Raw genomic sequence first — 20,090 nt, 5'->3', positions numbered from 1 at the left:
GGAAAGAGCCTTACCCGCAGAGCTCTCAGGTGCATGGCTGGTGCGGCAGGGACGATCATGCTGGGCATGGGTCCGGTGCTGGCCGACAGCCCGTCGTCTCTCGACGGCCAGCTTCGGCTGGGCATCGAATACGAGTACGAAAAAGCCGCGGACGGCCGGGAGCGTGCGGACGCCCTTACCCTGATCCCCGGCATCAAATGGCGCTCGGGTTGGCTGACCATGACCGAGTTGCTCATCGAAACCGAACAGGAGCGGGAGGCCGGCCGTGTCACCGACCGGGCAGGCAAGCTGGGTATCCGCCTGCGCAAGGACTTCGCTTTGAACGAGCGTACCCGCCTCGTCCTGCGTGGCCTGCTCGGCCGCGCCCTCAACGGCAACGAGAGCTACACCTACGCTTACCTTGAACCCAGCCTCAAGTACGCCTTCAATGACCTGGAAATGATGATGGGCTTTCGTGCCGTGCGCGCGGTGGACGGCACGCCGGGCCATGACTTCAACAAGTTCCGCGTCGGCCCCAGTTTCGATCTCGGCAAGGCGTCGGAAATCGAGTTCCGCTTTGTGCGCAACTGGGAGGCCAGCACCGGCCGCCATGCCAGTGATGCCTACATCGTGGAGTTCGTGCAGAAGCTCTGATGTGCCCCTCCCTTGATGGCCGGGGCGCGCGTATCAGGGCTCGGCAACAAACCGGTAGCCGATACCGGGTTCGGTCACGATATGGTCCGGGTTGGCCGGGTCGGCTTCGAGCTTCTTGCGCAGGTGTCCCATGTAGACGCGAACATAGTGACTGTCCTCTGCATGGGAAGGTCCCCATACGGCCTTGAGCAGTTGTCGATGCGTCAGAACGCAATCGGGATTGGCCACCAGGTAGGCCAGCAGACGAAACTCGATCGGGGTCAGGTGGAGTGATTGCCCGTTTTTCTCGACCAGCCGCCGGCCCAGGTCAACCTGGATCGAGCCGAATGTCAGCAGGCTGGGCCCGTCGGCGCCCGCGCGCTGGCGTCGCCGCAGATGGGCCCGTATGCGTGCCAGCAGCTCCGCTGATCCGAACGGTTTGGTGAGGTAGTCGTCGGCACCCGCATCGAGCGCGGCAACCTTCTCGGCTTCGGCGGTGCGCGCGGACAGGACAATGATCGGAATCTCCGACCAGGTGCGCAGCTCCCGGATCAGGTCGATTCCGTCACCATCCGGCAGCCCGAGATCAAGCACCAGGAGGTCGGGTTTCCGCGTTCCCGTCTCGATGAGGCCACGCTTGACCGAGTCCGCTTCGAAGACCTCGCAGCCTTCGGCTTCCAGCGCCAGGCGCACGAAGCGGCGCAGGTTGGCTTCGTCCTCGACGACAATGACCGTCGGCATTGAGTGAGACATGGATGTTTCCTCCCAGACCTTCATGGTGCCGTGTCGGCTTCGTCGGTCTCAAGTGTCGGCGGGGAGCCCAGGGGCAGGGTGAAGATGAAGCAGGCTCCGCCACCGGGGCGTTGTCGTGCATGGATGGCTCCGCCATGCGCTTCAACGATGGCACGACAGATCGCCAGCCCCAGACCGACTCCAGGCGTACTGCCCTCCGGCATCCCCCGCTCGAATTTCTTGAATATCGCTTCCTCGCGACCCGGTGGCAGGCCCGGGCCGTCGTCCTCGAGGCGTACCTCCATCGTGCTATCCGTCGTGATGGCCCGGATCCAGATATGGCTGCCCGACGGCGTGTATTTCAGCGCATTTTCAAGCAGATTGCAGAACACCCGCTGCATCAGAACCGAATCCACTTCGATCAGGGGCAGGTCCTCGTCGAGCTCCACCCTGACCTGATGGGCGCCAAGAACGGGCCGCAGGCTCTTGAGCGCACTGCCGACCACTTCCTCGATGGGCTGCCATTGACGGTTCAGTTGAATCCGGCCCGCTTGCAGGCGCGCCATGTCGAGCAGGTTGTCCACCTGGGCGTTGATCCGTAAAGCCTGTTCCCGCAGCTTCCGGGAGATGGCGGCCTGTGCGTCGGTGGGCGGCGGTTGGGTCAGGAACATGGAGTCCGCCAGCCCGATCATCACGCTCAGGGGTGTGCGCAGATCATGGGAAATGGCGGAAAGCAGCGAGTTGCGCAGGCGCTCCGACTCCATCTGGACGGTGCTCTCCTGGGCCACGACGACGTAATGCACCCGTTCCAGGGCAATGGCGATCAGCGACGCGAAGGTCTCCAGCAGACGTCGCTGCTCGGGAATGAGAAGACGTGCCGGATTGCGCATCTCAAGGGCCAGCACGCCACGCAGGCGCATGGGCGCCTTGAGGGGCAGGTAAAGGACAGGGCTGGCGGGCAGTGTATCTGTCCCCTGGCCGGCGGGCTCGGCGTGGTCGAAGGCCCACTGGGCAATGCCGGGATCGATCTCGGGCAGCCCCGCAGAGGCAAAGATGGGGGCTTGCAGGTGGTCGGCCTCGTCGGTGAGCAGGAAGGCCGAGCGGGCGCCCATCTCTGCCACCAGAAAGCGCTCGCCAATCTCGGCAATCTGCTCCGGCAGCAAGGCTGCGGACAGGTCTCGCGACATTTCGTAGAGCGCCCGGACACGGCTCTCCCGGCTACCTGCGACATAGGCCTGATATTTGTACCCGGCGGTAAGCTGACCCACCACCAGGCCCACGACCAGCATCACGGCGAAGGTCATCAGGTACTGAACGTCGCTGACCGCGAAGGACATCCGTGGCGGTACGAAGAAGAAGTCGAAGATGGCCACGCATAAAAAGGATGCCATCACGGCAGGGCCTCGGCCGAAGCGCACCGCCACGAACACGACCCCGAGCAGGAAGACCATGACAATGTTGGCCAGATCAAACAGCGGATGCAGCGGGGTGGCAAGCAGCCCGGCCAGGCCACAGACCACGACGGTCAAGGCGTAGGCGCGCCAGTCGGCCGCGAGCTGGCCTGCGTGCCGTTGTGAAAGGTCTTCAGTGGCGGGAGCATGCCCCTCTGCGCGCGCCACCTGGATGACATCCAGATCCGGAGCGAGCTGTCCGATCCGGTCGGCCACCGAGCGCGTCCAGGCACGCCAGGGCGAGGGCTCGTCCCGCCCGACCATGATCCGGGAGAGGTTATGGGTGCGGGCGTAGTGCACCGCCTCTTCTTCGACCTTCGTGCCGGCGACGGTCGCGGTGGTCGCGCCAAGCTCCTCGGCCAGCTTGAGTGTCTTCAGGATGCGGTCCCGGCTGCCGGCCGACAGGCGCTGGCGATCCGGAGTCTCCACATGGATCGCGTGCCAGGGCGCTTCGAGGCGCCCGGCAATGCGCGCAGCGGTACGCACGATCTTCTCGCTCCCTGCGCCGGGGCCGATGCAGGCCAGCAGTGAGTCCTGGGTCTGCCAGACAGGAGACACCAGCCGATCGCGCCGGTACTGCTGCACATCATCATCCACCCGGTCGGCAGTACGGCGCAGGGCCAGTTCGCGCAGCGCCAGCAGGTTGCCCTTGCGGAAGAAGTTGCGGATCGCCCGTTCCGCCTGATTGGGCAGATAGACCTTGCCGTCCCGAAGGCGCTCCAGCAGCTCATCCGGCGGCAGGTCCACCAGAACGACCTCGTCGGCATCATCGAAGACCTTGTCCGGCACGGTCTCCCAGACGCGAATACCGGTGATGCCGCTGACCACGTCGTTGAGGCTCTCCAGGTGCTGGACATTGACGGTGGAATACACGTCGATGCCGGCCGCAAGCAGCTCGTCTACGTCGTGCCAGCGTTTGGGGTGGCGTGAGCCCGCGACATTGGAATGGGCCAACTCGTCCATCAGGATGAGGGCCGGTTTGCGCACCAGGGCCCGATCCAGATCGAACTCGGCCAGCATGCGCCCCCGGTAGGGCACCTCGACCATCGCAAGGCGCTCGATACCGTCGGCCATCGCCTCGGTTTCCATGCGCCCATGGGTTTCGACCACGCCGATGACCACATCAACGCCCTGGATGAGTTGCTGGCGCGCCGCCGCGAGCATGGCGCATGTTTTGCCGACGCCGGCGGAGGCGCCGAAGAAGATCTTCAAACGCCCGCGGCCGGCGCGCGCCTCATCCTGCTGCACCCGCGCGAGCAGTTCGTCGGGGTCGGGACGGCCCTTGCCGGGGGTTTCACCGAGGGCCATTCCTATTCCTCCGGTTTCCTGAACACACGGGCCAGGGAGGTCCACTTGGCCCGGAGATCGAGACGCTCGTCGGACATGGCTTCCAGGAAATCCGAGAGTCGCTTGGAGCGGGCAACAGCAAACAGCACAAGGCCCAGGGTGGCGCCCGTCACCAGGCTGAACTGCAGGAGCTTGCGTGACTCCGGCACCTCCGGGAAGCTGAACAGGTTCATCCCGAAATAGCCGGTCACCACCGTGGCAATCAGGCCGAAGATGGTCACCACGGTGAGTCGCAGCACGGTAGCCGACTGGCGCCGCTGGCTGTCGCTATCCAGGTAGGCGCTCATCTCGCGGACCTGCTCCTTCACGTCGGAAAACAGCTCGTCATTGCGCAGCAGGCGCGTGGTGCGCTGAAAGAGTGCCTGCACCAGACCCTGCTCGGAAACCTCGTGAAACCAGTAACGATGGGTGAAGCGCAGGAAGGTCTCGAAGGACTGACGGATGCGCCGCTTGAAGCGGCGTACCGACTCGCTGTCGCGAATATCAAGATCATTGACCGCACTGGCCAGCCCGTCGGAAAAGGAGAGGAGGGCGGCGCGATGGAAGTGGGCGATCAGGAAAACGAGGAAGTACTGGTGCCGGAAGCGGGCCAGAAAGCCGTGATCCGCATCACGGAAGTAGTCCGATCCGGCTTCGCCCACCAGCATCAGCGCGTTACCCGTGCAGATGAAGCGGGTGTTGGGCCCGCCATCCGACTCGGTCCAGTAGCGATCCTCGCAGTGCAGTCGTTCGAAGCGGACTACCGCCGGATCGCGCAGCGGCACGGGATCGCGGGACGGCAGGTTGGCGGCGAAGCCGATGCGGATGAAGTCCTCCCGGCTCAGGTGGCGGGGGTCATCGATGGCCAGGTAGGCCATCATGGGCATCCGGTAGTACTCGATCAGCCGGAAACGCAGTTCGCTGATCTCCTCCTCCTGATCGAGTACCAGCGGCCGCAGTAGCCAGGCCCACAGGGCACCGACACAGGGCGCCCGGTTTCTGCACACGAAATGCAGATAACGCTCCCGGTTTTCGGAGTCAGAGGTGGCGAGCACCCGCCCCTGCCGGTCCAGCAACTCGGAGCGATACACGTTGTGCACGCCCTGTCCGCCGGTATCCCAGCCCGTCGGGTAGGCCCGCCCGAAGCGGTAGAGCAGTTCCAGCGCGGTGGCGAGGGGCAGATCGTCGGCAGCCACCTCCACATTGAGAAGGGCCACATCCATGTCGAGGAACAGATACAGATCCACGTGCGCCACGCGCAGGTGGATCGGCGTATCGCCGGCTTGAGGGGTAACGTTCAGGCCGGCCACGTCGGTGCGCCGGAATACGGCCATCGGTGCCGCCTGGTGCGCTTGCCCGTCAAAACAGCCTGAACGGCTGTCGCCATAAAGAAAGCGCTGCACGTAGGGCAGAAAGGCCACGAACTCCTTGTAGTGGCGCTCCTGAAAGTCCGCCGGATCGGTGGTGAACTCATCGTCAATCGGTGCCCACTGGCCGTCGGCGGTCATCAGGTGATGAATGCGGGCGACGTTTTCACCCGAGAAGCCAGGCCGGATCTGAACCGGCCATACCAGCACATCCCGGAAATGGCGAACGACCTGGTCTGGTTGTGAAAGCATGCGTCTCCTCTTCTCTAGGGCGCGGGATGCGCGAAATTCCGTTGCACGGCATCGTGCCCGGACATCATGCGCTAGTCTTCCCCCGTGGCTCTTTTCCTGCGGCGGAGGGCTGCGGATTCAGCCATTGCGGCAAGTGTGCGCTGGCGGGCGAGCGCCGCCAGTGCCACCTTGCATTTTGGTGAGCATGTCAGCGCGCACCCGCAGGCAAGAAGGTGGAGCACCACCGAGACCTCATGCCGGGCACCACATACGGGGCACGCATGGATGGGCATGCGTTACACGGCCCGCGAGGCATAACGCGCCAGGGCGACCGGATGGTCCGCCACGCCACGGGCCACGATATAGATATTGCACCTCTCGGCGGGGCCCACGGCGAAGGCCAGACCCATCGCAGCATCGCCGGAAACCGCGAGGCGCAAGGGGCGGCTCTGGCCGGCCAGGAAGACCCGCAAGGCCGCGCGTCCCAACTGAGACACCGGAAAGCCGACGTGCTCGGGTGTGCCCGAAGCATCAAGGGTGGCCACCTCGCAGGTGTTCTTGCATGCAACGATTCCAATGCACAGATCAGCAGGACTCACGTTCATCTCCTCTTTCATCGGGTGACAGACATAGCGCACTCCTGGCGACCACTCCCGCAATTCCGTCTGGTAGAACCTGGGTGCACCGGCTTTCGCAGCTCAGTACTTCAAGCAACAGCCCATCGGGACGCCGCACGCGAACGAGACTCACGCTGCGGCCACCAACCAGGACCGGAACAGCGCCTGGATGGCGTAGGGGTCATCGCAGGCGTGCAGCGCATCGCGAAAGCGCGGGTCGGTGAAGAGGCTGGATACACTGGCGAGAATCCCCAGGTGTGTGTCCGTGGCACGCTCGGGAAGAAGGAGCACGATGAAGTCCGACACGGGCTTGCCATCGGGCGACTGGAAGGGCATGGGACGTCGGGGCCTCACGTAAGCTGCGTGGGTCTGGTTCAGCCCCTTGATTCGACCGTGGGGAATCGCCACCCCCAGGCCGAGCGCCGTGGAACCAAAGGCCTCCCGTTGCGCCAGTGCCTCGGCAACCACCACACGGGGCAGCCCATGCCAGCGCTGCATCGTCTGGCCCACCTCATCGAAAAGCGCGGCGGCGCTGCTGACGTCCAGATCAAGCAGAATGTCCTCCGGAAGCAGGATGTCGGCAATCGAGATCATGTTCATTTCCTCCAGGCCCGCTCAGAAGCTTCGACTGATCGAGAGGACGATCACCGCCCGGCCCGCATCGCGGCTGCGCGAACCGCTCCCGCTTCCATCACTGCGCAGGCTGCTGCTGAAACAATAGAACTCGCCATTGGCACAGCGTCCCTGAGCGTCGCTGCCCACGTAGCTGGCGCCCACCATCCAGCCGGATATGTCCTTGGTGACGCCGACGCGCCAATCCGAGTAACGGCCGTCGTAGGTCGATCCGTCGGCATTGCGATAGGAGAAGTCGCGCAGCAGCAGGTGCCCGACATGTGCGCCGAGCACATAACCATTGCCCAGGTCGTGGGCGGCCGAGAGATCCACGTAGCCGCTTCCCCGGGTGCCCGGCATCGAGAAATAGTCCGTGACGGCGTGCGAGTACTTCAGGGTCAGGAACCGCCATGTCCCCGCGAGATAGAGCTCGCCGTTATTGACGCCACCGCCGGCTGTCTGGCCCGGGTGGCGCCGATTGACGCCAGCAAAGGCGTTCTCCAGGCGCGTCCCGGGGTAGTGGTAATACAGCGCACCCATATCCAGGCCGACATCGCCTACGAGGGTCTTGTAGCCGGCATAGAAGTCCATCTCCAGGCTGCCCTCCGGATAGCCCGCGCCGCTGCTCACATTGGAGTTCCAGTTGCCGGCGTACAGCCCGGATGCGTGGGTGTAATCGAATCCACCCTGCACGGCCGGCTTGCCAAAGGTCTGATCAAGCCCGCGGAAGCGGTAGCTGCTGAAGAGCCCCGCATTGGCCGTCAGCGAGGACGGGGAGGGGGCCCCTTCCGCGTCCTGCTGCGCGTGGGCGGGTGAATGGAAGGCGGTGGCCGCCAGGGCCAGCACGGCAAAGCGTTGGATCGTATTCGACATGTTTCTGCGTGACTCCCGATTCAGTTCTTCAGCGCATCCAGCGCCAGATTGAGCTTCAGTACATTGACCCGCGCTTCGCCGAGCAGCCCCCATTGGCGACCCTCCGTATGGGCATCGACCAGGGCCTTGATCTGCGCTTCCGGCAGGCCACGCGCTTTCGCCACCCGCCCGGTTTGCCACAGGGCCGCGGCCGGGCTGATGTGCGGGTCGAGACCACTGGCGGATGCACTCACCAGGTCCGTGGGTATCGGGGCCGTATTGCCGGGGTCGGCGGCGCGCAGCGCCTCGACACGGCCCTTCACCGCGTCCACCAGGGCCGGGTTGAGGGGGCCCTGATTGGAGCCGGACGACGCCGCTGCGTTGTAGGGCTGGGGGGCGGTGGCGGAAGGGCGCCCCCAGAAGTGCTTCGGGTCGCTGAAGTTCTGGCCGATCAGGCTCGACCCGACGGGCTTGCCATCCTGGAGGATCAGGCTGCCGGCGGCCTGTTCCGGGAAAACTGCCCCGGCAATGCCGGTGACGGCCAGTGGATAGGCAAGACCGGTGATGGCGCTCAGCAGCACGAACAGGCTGAGGGCGGGACGCAAGAGGGTTTTCATGGTCATGTCTCCAGGTTCAGGCCATGCCGGTGGCGGCCAGGATGAGGTCAATCAGCTTGATCCCGACGAAGGGCACCAGGATTCCGCCGAGGCCATAGATGGCCAGATTGCGACGCAGCAGCGTGGCGGCCCCGACAGGGCGGTAGGGCACGCCCTTGAGTGCCAGGGGGATCAGGAACACGATGATCAGCGCGTTGAAGATCACCGCCGAGAGGATCGCCGACCCCGGGCTGCTGAGCCCCATCACGTTGAGGGCCGCAAGCTGGGGATAGGTGCCGACGAAGGCGGCCGGGATGATGGCGAAATACTTGGCGATGTCGTTGGCAATGCTGAAGGTGGTCAGCGAGCCGCGCGTCATCAGCATCTGCTTGCCGGTCTCCACTACCTCGATGAGCTTGGTGGGGTTCGAGTCCAGGTCCACCATGTTGCCGGCCTCCTTGGCGGCCTGGGTGCCGGTGTTCATGGCGACCGCCACATCGGCCTGGGCCAGCGCCGGGGCATCGTTGGTGCCGTCGCCGGTCATTGCCACCAGGCGGCCTTCGGCCTGGTACTGGCGGATCAATGCCAGCTTGGCCTCCGGTGTGGCTTCCGACAGAAAGTCGTCCACCCCGGCTTCGGCGGCGATGGCGGCGGCCGTGACGCGGTTGTCGCCCGTCACCATCACGGTCTTGATGCCCATCCGGCGCAGTTCGGCAAAGCGCTCCTTGATGCCGCCCTTGACGATATCCTTGAGCTCGATCACCCCGAGAACACGCTTCCCCTCGGACACCACCAGCGGCGTACTGCCGCGGCGCGCCACCTCGTCGACCCGGGCACTGACCGAGGCCGGGAAGCTCCCGCCGAGGCGCTCCACATGGCGGTGGATCGCGTCTGCGGCACCCTTGCGGATCTGCTTGTCACCCAGGTCGACTCCGCTCATGCGCGTCTGGGCAGAGAAATGCACGAAATGGGCATCCAGGGCCTGGATGTCGCGCTCGCGCAGCTTGTACTTCTGCTTGGCGAGCACAACGACGCTGCGCCCTTCGGGTGTTTCATCGGCGAGGGAGGCGAGCTGGGCCGCATCGGCCAGCTCCGCATCGCTGACGCCGTCCGCCGGCAGAAAGGCCGAGGCCTGGCGGTTGCCGAGGGTGATCGTGCCGGTCTTGTCCATCAGCAGCACATCCACGTCGCCCGCCGCCTCCACGGCCCTGCCCGAAGTGGCGATCACGTTGGCCTGCATCATGCGGCTCATGCCGGCCACGCCGATCGCCGACAGCAGGCCGGCGATGGTGGTGGGGATCAGGCACACCAGCAGGGCCACCAGCACCGTGATGCCGACCGGCTTGCCGGCACCGGATACGTCCACGCTGAACAGGGAGAAAGGCAGCAGCGTCACGGTGACGCCCAGGAAAACGATGGTCAGTGCCACCAGCAGAATGGTCAGGGCGATCTCGTTGGGTGTCTTCTGGCGCTTGGCGTTCTCCACCATGGCGATCATGCGGTCCACGAAAGTCTCGCCGGGGTTGGCGGTGACACGCACGACGATCCAGTCCGACAGCACGCGGGTGCCACCGGTCACCGCCGAGAAGTCGCCGCCCGACTCCCGGATCACCGGGGCGGATTCGCCGGTGATGGCCGATTCGTCCACCGAGGCCACGCCTTCTATGACTTCGCCGTCGGCGGGGATCACCGACTGACCGATGTCGCCGGCCTCGACCACGACAAGGTCGCCCTTGCGCAGATCGCCGCCCTGCACCAGCTGCCATGGGGCACCGTAGTGGGGAGCCTGCAGTTTCTTGGCCCAGGTCTCCTTCTTGAGCCCGCGCAGCGACGCCGCCTGGGCCTTGCTGCGGCCCTCGGCCAGCGCTTCCGCAAAATTGGCAAAGAGCACCGTGAACCACAGCCACACGGTGATGGCGACAATAAAGCCGGTCGGCGCTTCACCTTCGCCCCCCAGCGCCTGGATGGCCAGCAGGGTGGTCAGGATGCTGCCCACGTACACCACGAACATCACCGGGTTGCGCCACTGCACTGCCGGGCTGAGTTTGCGGAAGGCTTCGCGCAGCGCCGGTACGACCAGGGCGGGATCAAACAGAGTAAAGGTCTTGTTGTTCATGTCATTCTCCTCAGGCCGCCATCCACAGCATCAGGTGCTCGATCACCGGCCCCAGGGCCAGTGCAGGCACATAGTTGAGCAAGCCCACCAGCAGCACCGTGCCGATCAGCAGGGTGACAAAGAGCGGGCCGTGGGTTGGCATCGTTCCGGCTCCCGCCGGAATCCGCTTCTTGGCGGCAAGGGAACCCGCCATGGCGAGCACCGGCACGATCACGCCAAATCGCCCGAACCACATGGCGATACCCAGTAGTACGTTGTAGAAAGGGGTGTTGGCCGACAGCCCGGCAAAGGCACTGCCGTTGTTGTTGGCCGCCGACGTGAGGGCGTAGAGGATCTCGGAGAAACCATGGGCACCCGGATTGGCGATGCCCGCACGGCCTGCCTCGCTCATCACCGCGATGGCCGTGCCCAGCAGCACCAGCAGCGGGGTGACGAGAATGGCGATGGCGCTCATCTTCATCTCGAAGACCTCGATCTTCTTACCCAGGTATTCCGGGGTGCGGCCGATCATCAGGCCGGCAATGAAGACCGCCAGGATGGCAAACACCAGCATGCCGTAGAGGCCCGTGCCGACGCCGCCAAACACCACTTCGCCAAGCTGCATGTTGGCCAGGGGCACCAGGCCACCGAGGGGCGTGAATGAGTCATGCATGGAATTGACCGCGCCGCAGGAGGCCGCCGTGGTGACCGTCGCGAAGAGCGCCGAGCTGGCGATGCCGAAGCGGGTCTCCTTGCCCTCCATGTTGCCGCCCGACTGCAGCGTGCTGACGCTCTGATCCACGCCCAGCGCAGCCACAAGCGGATTGCCCTGCTGCTCAAAGTGCATTGCAGCCCAGGCCATGAACACGAACATCAGGGTCATGGCGGTGAGCACGGCCCAGCCCTGGCGTTCATCGCCCACCATCCGCCCGAAGGACACGCACAGGGCGGCCGGTATCAGGAAGATCGCCAGCATCTGGATGAAATTGGTGAGCGGCGTGGGGTTTTCGAAGGGGTGGGCCGAATTGGCATTGAAGAAGCCGCCACCGTTGGTGCCGAGCATCTTGATGGCTTCCTGGGACGCCACCGGCCCCATGGCGAGGGTCTGGGTGCGGGTTTCCGCGGCCGTGGTGAGGGGCGCGCCCGCGTCGTCCTTCAGGGCTTGCCCGTCCGCGTCGAGGCGTGGCGCGTCGTAGCGGGTGACTTCCACCGTCGTCACGTCACGGTAGGCGTCGAAGTTCTGGATCACCCCCTGGCCGACCAGCAAAACGGCAATCAGAAAGGAGATCGGCAACAGCAGGTAGAGCGTGGCCCGGGTCAGATCCACCCAGGCGTTCCCGAGCGTGGCGGCGCTGTGACGGGCGATGCCGCGGATCAGCGCAATCACCACGACGATGCCCGTTGCCGCGGAGAGGAAGTTCTGCACGGTCAGGCCGAGCATCTGGACCAGGTAGCCCATGGTCGACTCGCCCGCGTAGCCTTGCCAGTTCGTATTGGTTACGAAGCTGATGGCCGTATTGAACGCCGAATCCGGCGTGACGGCGCCCATCTGCTGCGGATTGAAGGGCAGCACCGCCTGGAAACGCTGCAGGGCGTAGACCGCCACCACACCCAGGGCATTGAACAGAAGAAGGGCCAGCGCATAGCGCAAGCCGCTCATCTCCTCGTCGGCCTTCACGCCGGCCAGGCGATACAGGATGTTCTCAACCCGTTGCCCACGGTGGAAGCGCCCCTCCATGACGTAGGCAATGTAGTGACCCAGGGGTTTGGCCGACAACAGTAATACGGCCAGGAAAATCCCCAATTGAAGCCAGGCATGGGAGGTCATGAAAAGTCCTCCGGTTTGAGAAGCGCCACCAGCAGATAGACGAGCAGCGCGGCGGCCGAGATGGCGCCTACGATATAAGGCCAGCTCATTTTTGGTCTCCCAGACGGTCGCATCCAAGCGCGAGACCGATCACCAGTGCCAGAAAAGCAGCGGTGATGGCGAGATAAACGAGATCCATGAATTCCCCTTTCGGATCGAACTAATCGGCCCCTTCATGCTAGGGAAGGGGCCATCAAAAAATTCGAAAAAGGGGAGGAGGGCAGATAAAGGACTTATAAAAATGGGCGCCGCCGCGAGAAAATACGGCGGCAGCCGGGCACCACGCCGGTGCACCAGCCCGCGCTTCAGCTATGACATCGCACCCCATGATCCCCTCCGCCACCACCCAGCTGCTGCTGTGCCTCTCGCCCGACTGGGATGCCTCGTCCGGGCACTTGCAGCGTTTTGAACGGGCTGCCTTCGACGCCTGGCAGCCCGTTGGCGATGAAATACCCGTTGCCCTGGGGCGCAGTGGCATGGCCTGGGGGCGCGGCCTGCATCCCCCCACCGGCGGGCTTGAAAAATGCGAGGGCGATGGCCGGGCGCCGGCGGGCGTGTTCGCCATCACCGCCCTGTTTGGCTACGCCGACGCAAGCGCGCTGCCGACGTTGCCGCGCCTGCCCTACCACCGCGCCCGGCCGGATCTGAAGTGTGTGGACGACCCGGCCTCGGCCCACTACAACGGCCTCGTCGATGTGTCGGCGCAGCCCCGCGACTGGGCCTCCTGTGAAGACATGCTGCGCCAGGACGGGCGCTACGAGCTGGGCGCCGTCGTCGCCCATAACGTTACGCCACCAGTGCCGGGGGCCGGCTCGTGCATCTTCCTGCATGTGTGGGAATCGCCCGTCACGCCCACCGCCGGCTGCACCGCCATGGCCCTTGAGCCCATGCGTGACATCGCCCTGTGGCTCGACGGCGCCCGGGCGCCGCTGCTGGTGCAGTTGCCCGAGGCCGAGTTCGCCCGCCACCAGGCCGGGTGGGGCCTGCCCCGGCGGTGACACCCGCCGGCCGCGCCGATAGACTTCCAGCCTTTCCATCCTTCCCCGGTCGGGCCCCTCATGGCGGCTGACCCACCCTCATCGTGCTCAACCGGATCTGGGTCGCTCTTGTTCTCGTCGGCTTCTCCGCCGCCCTTGTCCAGACTCTCCAGGGCGACCTGCAGATCTTCTCGCGCCTGCTCACCGGCCTCTTCGACACCGCCAAGACCGGCTTCGACATTGCCATCGGCCTGGTCGGGGTGATGAGCCTGTGGCTGGGCATCATGAAGATCGGCGAGCGGGGCGGGCTGATCCAGCTCTTCGGGCGGCTGGTGGCGCCCTTCTTCCGGCGTGTCTTCCCCGACATTCCCCCCGGCCATCCCGCCAGCGGCAGCATCGTCATGAACGTCAGCGCCAACATGCTCGGGCTGGACAACGCCGCCACCCCGCTGGGCCTCAAGGCCATGCGCGAACTGCAGGAGATCAACCCCACCAAGGACACCGCCAGCAACCCGATGATCATGTTCCTGGTGCTCAACACCGCGGGCATCACCCTGATCCCCACCTCGGTCATCGCCATCCGCCAGAGCATGGCCCTCCAGCAGGGGCTCACCGGCTTCAACGCCGCCGACATCTTTCTGCCCACCCTGCTGAGCACCTTCATCTCCTTCTGCGCCGGGCTCATCGCCGTGGCCACCTGGCAGCGCATCAACCTGCTGTCTGCCCCCGTGCTAGGCTTTATGGGCGGCTTCGGCCTGCTCATGGGCGGGCTGTACGCCTGGCTCGCCCCGCTGCCGCCGGCCGACATGGCGCAGATGATCGGCCTGGTCGGCAGCGGCATCATCGTCTCGCTGATCGCCCTCTTTGTCGGCGTCGCCGCCTGGCGCGGCGTGGATGTGTACGAGAGCTTCGTGGACGGCGCCAAGGAAGGCTTCGGTGTTGCCGTGCAGATCATCCCCTACCTGATCGCCATGCTCGCCGCCATCTCCCTCTTCCGCAGCAGCGGCTGCATGGACTACCTGGTGGGTGGCATCGGCAGCCTTGTCGTGGCCCTGGGCATGAACGCCGACTTCGTCCCGGCCCTGCCCGTAGGGCTGATGAAGACCCTCAGTGGCAGCGGCGCCCGCGGCCTGATGGTGGACGTGATGAGCACCTACGGCGTCGACTCCTTCCAGGGCCGCCTCGCCGCCATCATCCAGGGCTCCACCGAAACCACCTTCTACGTGCTGGCGGTGTACTTCGGCAGCGTCAACATCACCAAAACGCGCTACGCCGTAGCCTGCGGCCTGATCGCCGACGCGGTGGGGCTGGTGGGGGCGATAGGGGTGGGTTACTTGTTCTATTACCGGGGCTGAGAGGGCGTCGGACAGCCCTGCGCGGGCTGCTCTACGAATTTGGCGTGACCCTGCCCCAAGGTCGGCACTCAGGCCTGCGGCAACTGGCCAGCAACGCGCCCGAGATCAACGACGCCGTGCCGGCGGTCATGGTGCGGCTGGTGGACGATCAACTGCTCGCCCTTGCGGACATCGAAGGGCACGTCCAAGCGATGGAAGGGGGGATCAGCCTGATGCTCAAGAGCCAGGAAAGCGCCCGTCGTCTGCGTGACACCCCGGGGATTGGCCTGCTCAGGGGGATGGGACTTTCGGTGGTGTGGTTGGTGAATGTGCGGCGAGCGTGCCTAAACGCGCCAAGGCAATGCCCAGCGCCCGGTCGTCAAACAAGCGGTTCTTGCGCTCGGCTGCATTGGGGCCACCGCGCCAGCGGTGTAAGCCCTCGCGCAGGGCGGGCACCGTGGGGGGTACGCCTTCGCGGGCCAATAGCCAATCGACGGTGGCCAACAGTTCCATACCGAAGGGTGACTCAAAGCCGTCTATCAGCGCGGTGGTGAACTCAAGGGCCTCCGCGTATGCCTTGCCCTCACTCTTCAGATAAGCCTGTACGAAGGCCTTGCGCGCATCATCGAACCAGATCACGTCCATCGGGTCGGCGTCGCTGATGCGCTTGTCGCAATGCAGGTAGCTGCCATCGAGATTGTTCAACAGGTGATCCAGGCGGTTTGCATAGGGCCCGTACTTGTGGGCCACGAACTGCAAGTCCAGCGGGTTGTCGCCAGGATTGAAGTGCTCGATGGCGCGCTCAAGAAACCACGCCAGCTTCTGGATCTCCAGCAGGCTGCACTCCATGCCCAGCACCCAGTAACGGCGCACCAGTTCCGCGATCAGCGCGCGCGCAGGGGTCAGCGCCTCCACGCCGGCATGCTTGGCCACGTTTTGATACTGGGTGCTTGGTTCGAACACCAGGATATCGGTGTTCAGATCGCCCAGCGCCCGCTCGATCTCCTTGCGCACGTTGGTCCATTCGAGGCCGCCATTACCCGCACCCAACGGCGGGATAGCAACCGACGCGACCTGATGCTCAATCAGAAATCGCCGCAAGCTCTGCAAACCCTCGACCACCCACTCCATGCGCGAAGGCGCGCGCCAGTGCTGCTTGGTGGGAAAGTTGACGATCCATCGCGGCCCATCGAGCTCATGCACCGACGTGACGAACATCCTCCCGGTCTGCACTTCCTTTGCCTTGCAGGCGGCGGCATACAGGCGGAAGTTGTCGGCAAAGCGTTCCTTGAACATCAGCGCAATGCCCTTGCCCATCACCCCGACGGTGTTGACAGTATTGACCAGCGCTTCGGCACGGGCCTCGAGCAGATTGCCTTGTGTGAATGTGATCATGAGAAATACCACTCTGTACGTGCATGAACCGGTAGTGTCAGATGGCGGGCTGCAATCTCCCTTTCAATTCCATGTTTCACTGCTTCGGTGTAGCACACCAGGCCCAGAAGGCCTTGCACCGGCACATGCTGGTGAATCAGCGCCTCGGCCTGATAGCGCTCGAACTTGGCCAGATCTTCCGGGTCGCGCTTGAAGTCCCGATGCTGCAACAGCGGCCAGTCGATCTTGTCGAGATCTGCCAGCGCTGAATAGAAGCGTGCCCACTGGTAGTAGGCGTGGCTGTCGGTGAACAAAAACGGCAAGCCAAGTGCGGCGATATGAGGCAAGCTGGAAACAAGGATCACGATCTCCTCGTTCGACCGTTTCTGAATCCCACCCCACGCGGTGTGGATGTTGCGCAGCATCGGCGAGAAAGGGGTGAAGTAGAACGGCACATAGTCGTTCAGCCAGCCCCCCGGAGGTAGCGGCACCGGATGCCTGGCGCGTTTGTCGATCAATTCCGGATTACCGATGCTGATCCAATCCTGAGCCTTCACCACGCTGTTGCCGCAGTACAGGCCGTTGTCGAGAATCCAGGGCAGGTTGTCACGATGGACGATACGCCAGATCAGCGCCTTTTCCGGATTGAGCTTGGTGTAGAGCATCAGATGAACATCCTGTCGTTATCGCCAACCTCCTGATCAAGGACTGATCTTCGATCAGGCTTCTGATGTATTCACCCCATCCAGATCGCGCGGAGTATAACTTGAAGGGCTGGCCTGCTGCTTCCGGGCGCAGGCAGTAAGCACCCCCCAAGCCTTGATCGCCACCGTAGCCGCATCGCGCCACTCAGCCACGCGGTGTCACCATCACCGCCCCAGCTTCGCATAGCACCCCTCGCGAAACGCCTGCGCATCGGACTGCCGATCACACTCCGCCCGGCTCGCCGCGCCGGACTCCAGCGCCCAGTTCTCCCCGGCCACCCGGTCGCCGTTGAGTGCCCCGCCGGGCGCCAACATCTCGTCGCGATGCCCCAGGAACAGATGCGCGGCCCACGCCACAAGCACAAGGGCCAGGGCCCCGTAACGCACCGCAGCGTGCCGCAGCATGCAGAGCAGTGTCGCCGCCGCCGCCACCATGTTGAGCCCCGCCGCAACCGGCGCCAGACCGAACAAGCCCAGCATCGCCCCCAGCGCCCCATAGGCAGTCGACTCACCGTGGGGCCCGGCCATCGCCTGGAATAGCTGGTAACAGACGACATCCGCCACCACCGCCAGAGGCACGAAGATCAGCATGTCCGACACCCCGAAGCTGCGCCCCCGAAAACGGAAATACGCCGCCACCGCGCTGATCACGCTGATCAGCAGGAGGATGATTTCGATGACTTCTTGGAGGGCGTCCATGGACGTGGGGCGTGACGCGCTTGCTTGAACTGTAAGGGGTGAGCTGCGAGCCAGATCGTCCGGCTGGCGGCACAATTCTACTGCCACTCCGTCCCGCCGCTGGCGCGTGGCAACATCAGGCATGACAAGCTGTCCGGCCATTTGAGGAGCTGCCGCATACAAGGCCCGATTCCGCTTCGGGTCTACCGCTCAACGGGCAGCCGCAGCTCCATCCGTGTGCCCTGGTGTCCATCCCGGGTGATGGACACACTGCCGCCCAGTTGCCGGGCCCGGTGCTTCATGTTCTTCAAGCCCCGCCCGAGTCTGTCTGGCCGTGGGGTAAAGCCAATGCCGTTATCGGCGACGCGGACAATCACGGATCGGCTCCCTTCATCCGTCTGGGCCGAGATGGCTACCTCGTTGGCGCGTGCGTGCTTGAGTACGTTGGCCAGGGTCTCCTGAACAATCCGCAGCACGTGCAGGGCCATGGGTGGGTCGAGCCAGGGAAGCTCCGGGAGCTCACCCATGCTCCAGCGGACGTGGATGCCTGCTGCTTCCAGCCGTGGCCCCAGCCGCTGTCTGAGCGTTGCGAGCAGAGTTGAGATATCCCGGTCGATGGGTTCGAGGGAGTCGATGACCAGCCGCAGGTCATCGATGCACTCCTTGAGGACGAAAGTAAGCCCTTCCGCCGGAAACTGGCCACGCTCGGCCATCGAGAGCGAGGTCAGGAGCTTTGCACCAATCCCGTCATGCATGTCCTGCATCAGCCGCTCCCGCTCGAGGAATAGCGCTCGCTGCTGCTCCACTTCGCCCAGGCGTCGATAGTTTTCCTTGAGTTCCGCCTCCCGGGCGTCGAGGCGCTGCGTGAGTGACTGGTTGAGCTGCTCGAAGGATGTCAGCGCATGCACGTAGCGTCGCTGCATGGCAAACAGGTGGGCAAGAAAGACGATGAACGCGCCGTAGGTGGCCAGATTGACCCCGTCGGGATCCCGCTGCCCGGCCACGTAGATCAGATCATGGATGCCGATCACGATCAGCCCCCATGAGGCGATCGCAAGGGCGCGCGTCTCGGTTCGGCCGCTCAGGACCCCAAAGTAGGTGATCCGGCAGGCGACCCCGACCAGGATTGCCACGTCGCAGTAGTGCTGGAGCAAGAAGGCATTCACCTGCCAGTTCCAGACGGGCATGGTGATCAAGCTGACAAAGGCGGCATAGCCGATCAGCAGCCGCTCTGCCATCACCTCCCTGCGCTCTTCAATGCGCAACACAAAGATGTACAAGCCAGCAAACGCCCAGCCCAGGGCCGAGTCCACCGCCGTGGCCAGCCACTTGGCCGCCGTGGTGTCGGCCGAAATGTCGTACACATACTGGATGTCGAAAATGAACCATGCCAGTGCCGACACCGCAAACACCAGGTAAGAGGTCTCCGACCGGCGTGTGAACCAGACGTGCAGGGACAGGAGGCCGATCACCAGCACCACAACCAGACCCGCCTGGGGCAGAACGACCTGGATCAGGTTGCGTCGTTCGTAGATGGGCTTCAACTGGCTATCCGGCCCCACAAACAGGGTGCCTACGCCGTAGCCCTCCACCTCCCGGTACGGCACCGCTATGACGATTTCCAGGCTCTCCCCTCCCTTGGCGGCTTGAAGAGGGAGCTGCACGTACAAAGGGAAATTCCACTGCATTCGCCAGTCGTCCAGGTTGGCCGAAACCAGCTTGCCGTTTAGCCAGACCGAGTACGCCCCACCCCAGATACGACCCACGTAAATCGAGATGGGCTTATCCCCCCGATGCTCCGCTGGCACCACATACCGGGTCCGATACCACGCCATCGCCACCGGGCTGCCCTCCGGCACCACACTTACAACGGGTAGGCCGCTCGCATGGGGCAGCCTGGCTGGTGCCCAGGGGGCAGCCTCCAGATCAGGCTCACGCCGAGCCAGGGTGGCAAAGCTGCCTTGGCCCCAGGGTATCCCGCCCAGCTTCTCGGTCCAGAGCTCGACGGGGGGCGGGCTGAGGTCTGGCGTCACCAATGCCCGCGGATACATGAGCACCAGCAGCAGGAACACCACCACGGCACCAAGGGTGGTCGCGATCCAGGGCAGGCACCAGGAACGAAAGCGAGGCTCGCGTGGTGGCACGCTCAGTCCTCCAGCAGCCCCATGCGGCGGGCCTCATAAACGGCTTCGGTTTTGGAATGGACCTGCAGCTTGCGGTAGATCCGTTTCACGTAGGTCATCACCGTGTGGCGCGACACCCCCATCAGCTCTGCCACCTCGTCATAGGTGTAGCCCTTGGCGGCCAGGGTGAGCACGCGGGATTCCTGTGATGTCAGCGCCACGCCGCCCGCATCCACCTGGTTGCAGGCCGGCTCGCTGGGTCGGGAGAGAATCTTGAGCAGCCGCCGGGCGATCACCGGGCTGATCGGGCTCCCCCCTGCACGCAGGCTCCGGACCTGCTCGGCCAGCTCCCGCGCCCCCGCATCCTTGAGCAGATAACCCGTTGCCCCCGCAGCGATGGCCGACATCACATGGGCTGTCACCGACCGGCACATTGGAGCCAGTTGATGATCGGCACAATGGAGCCACCTTGTGACCGGCACATTGGAGCCACTCCGTGATCGGCGTAATGGAGCCACCCACGGATCGGCACATAGGCGCCA

The 20,090-nt window shown here is 64.5% G+C and carries 18 protein-coding genes; 3 read left to right on the top strand and 15 right to left on the bottom strand.

Going from position 1 to position 20,090, the window contains the following annotated elements:
* Positions 1–57: 57 nt before the first annotated feature.
* Positions 58–633, top strand: a complete 576-nt coding sequence (locus ACIQ09_RS05945; protein ID WP_398307192.1) for a hypothetical protein — start codon at positions 58–60, stop codon at positions 631–633.
* A gap of 33 nt (positions 634–666) precedes the next feature.
* Here the strand turns inward: ACIQ09_RS05945 and kdpE are convergent, their stop codons facing one another.
* From kdpE to kdpF, 10 genes are all read right to left on the bottom strand, one after another.
* Positions 667–1,365: a two-component system response regulator KdpE gene (gene kdpE, locus ACIQ09_RS05940; protein WP_398307190.1), complete on the bottom strand. Its 699-nt coding sequence runs from the start codon at positions 1,363–1,365 to the stop codon at positions 667–669.
* Between the two features lie 20 nt (positions 1,366–1,385).
* A complete protein-coding gene (kdpD, locus tag ACIQ09_RS05935) occupies positions 1,386–4,103 on the bottom strand; it encodes a two-component system sensor histidine kinase KdpD (RefSeq protein ID WP_398307188.1) in 2,718 nt (905 codons plus the stop codon).
* Positions 4,104–4,105: 2 nt separating this feature from the next.
* Positions 4,106–5,740 (bottom strand): CorA family divalent cation transporter, encoded by a 1,635-nt coding sequence (locus ACIQ09_RS05930; RefSeq protein ID WP_398307185.1) that lies wholly within the window; start codon positions 5,738–5,740, stop codon positions 4,106–4,108.
* A 275-nt stretch (positions 5,741–6,015) separates the two neighbouring features.
* Positions 6,016–6,318, bottom strand: a complete 303-nt coding sequence (locus ACIQ09_RS05925) for a hypothetical protein (RefSeq protein WP_398307183.1) — start codon at positions 6,316–6,318, stop codon at positions 6,016–6,018.
* A gap of 147 nt (positions 6,319–6,465) precedes the next feature.
* Entirely contained in the window at positions 6,466–6,930 is a 465-nt protein-coding gene (locus tag ACIQ09_RS05920) for a PTS sugar transporter subunit IIA (protein ID WP_398307181.1), read from the bottom strand.
* 21 nt (positions 6,931–6,951) lie between these two features.
* Complete coding sequence (locus ACIQ09_RS05915) at positions 6,952–7,821, bottom strand: TorF family putative porin (RefSeq protein ID WP_398307179.1); 870 nt, start codon at positions 7,819–7,821, stop codon at positions 6,952–6,954.
* 20 nt (positions 7,822–7,841) lie between these two features.
* Entirely contained in the window at positions 7,842–8,417 is a 576-nt protein-coding gene (gene kdpC, locus ACIQ09_RS05910) for a potassium-transporting ATPase subunit KdpC (protein ID WP_398307177.1), read from the bottom strand.
* A gap of 16 nt (positions 8,418–8,433) precedes the next feature.
* Positions 8,434–10,512, bottom strand: coding sequence for a potassium-transporting ATPase subunit KdpB (kdpB, locus tag ACIQ09_RS05905; RefSeq protein WP_398307175.1), 2,079 nt, complete (start codon positions 10,510–10,512; stop codon positions 8,434–8,436).
* A gap of 10 nt (positions 10,513–10,522) precedes the next feature.
* Entirely contained in the window at positions 10,523–12,319 is a 1,797-nt protein-coding gene (gene kdpA / locus ACIQ09_RS05900; RefSeq protein ID WP_398307173.1) for a potassium-transporting ATPase subunit KdpA, read from the bottom strand.
* Positions 12,316–12,408 (bottom strand): K(+)-transporting ATPase subunit F, encoded by a 93-nt coding sequence (kdpF, locus tag ACIQ09_RS05895; protein ID WP_398307171.1) that lies wholly within the window; start codon positions 12,406–12,408, stop codon positions 12,316–12,318. The genes kdpA and kdpF overlap by 4 nt, the downstream gene beginning before the upstream one ends.
* Positions 12,409–12,684: 276 nt before the next feature.
* Here kdpF and ACIQ09_RS05890 point away from each other — a divergent pair, with 276 nt between their 5' ends.
* Together ACIQ09_RS05890 and ACIQ09_RS05885 are read left to right on the top strand one after the other, a co-directional pair.
* Positions 12,685–13,356, top strand: coding sequence for a L,D-transpeptidase (locus tag ACIQ09_RS05890; protein WP_398307169.1), 672 nt, complete (start codon positions 12,685–12,687; stop codon positions 13,354–13,356).
* An 83-nt stretch (positions 13,357–13,439) separates the two neighbouring features.
* Positions 13,440–14,690, top strand: a complete 1,251-nt coding sequence (locus ACIQ09_RS05885) for a nucleoside recognition domain-containing protein (protein WP_398307167.1) — start codon at positions 13,440–13,442, stop codon at positions 14,688–14,690.
* Positions 14,691–14,960: 270 nt separating this feature from the next.
* On the opposite strand, the gene ACIQ09_RS05880 is transcribed toward ACIQ09_RS05885, so the two are convergent.
* The 5 genes from ACIQ09_RS05880 to ACIQ09_RS05860 form a co-directional block, all read right to left on the bottom strand.
* The gene (locus tag ACIQ09_RS05880) at positions 14,961–16,064 is read right to left on the bottom strand and encodes a macro domain-containing protein (RefSeq protein WP_398307165.1); all 1,104 of its coding nucleotides are present in this window, start codon (positions 16,062–16,064) and stop codon (positions 14,961–14,963) included.
* Positions 16,061–16,708 (bottom strand): DUF4433 domain-containing protein, encoded by a 648-nt coding sequence (locus tag ACIQ09_RS05875; RefSeq protein ID WP_398307163.1) that lies wholly within the window; start codon positions 16,706–16,708, stop codon positions 16,061–16,063. The genes ACIQ09_RS05880 and ACIQ09_RS05875 overlap by 4 nt, the downstream gene beginning before the upstream one ends.
* A gap of 204 nt (positions 16,709–16,912) precedes the next feature.
* Complete coding sequence (locus ACIQ09_RS05870) at positions 16,913–17,446, bottom strand: hypothetical protein (RefSeq protein ID WP_398307162.1); 534 nt, start codon at positions 17,444–17,446, stop codon at positions 16,913–16,915.
* A gap of 182 nt (positions 17,447–17,628) precedes the next feature.
* Positions 17,629–19,569, bottom strand: a complete 1,941-nt coding sequence (locus ACIQ09_RS05865; protein WP_398307160.1) for an ATP-binding protein — start codon at positions 19,567–19,569, stop codon at positions 17,629–17,631.
* Between the two features lie 2 nt (positions 19,570–19,571).
* The gene (locus ACIQ09_RS05860; protein WP_398307158.1) at positions 19,572–19,955 is read right to left on the bottom strand and encodes a DNA-binding response regulator; all 384 of its coding nucleotides are present in this window, start codon (positions 19,953–19,955) and stop codon (positions 19,572–19,574) included.
* Positions 19,956–20,090 lie beyond the last annotated feature (135 nt).

The organism is Zoogloea sp. (genome assembly GCF_044344315.1).
Taxonomy (GTDB): Bacteria; Pseudomonadota; Gammaproteobacteria; order Burkholderiales; family Rhodocyclaceae; genus Zoogloea.
The sequence above is the reverse complement of the archived record's forward strand: the minus strand, read 5'-3'. Positions and strand labels throughout refer to the sequence as shown.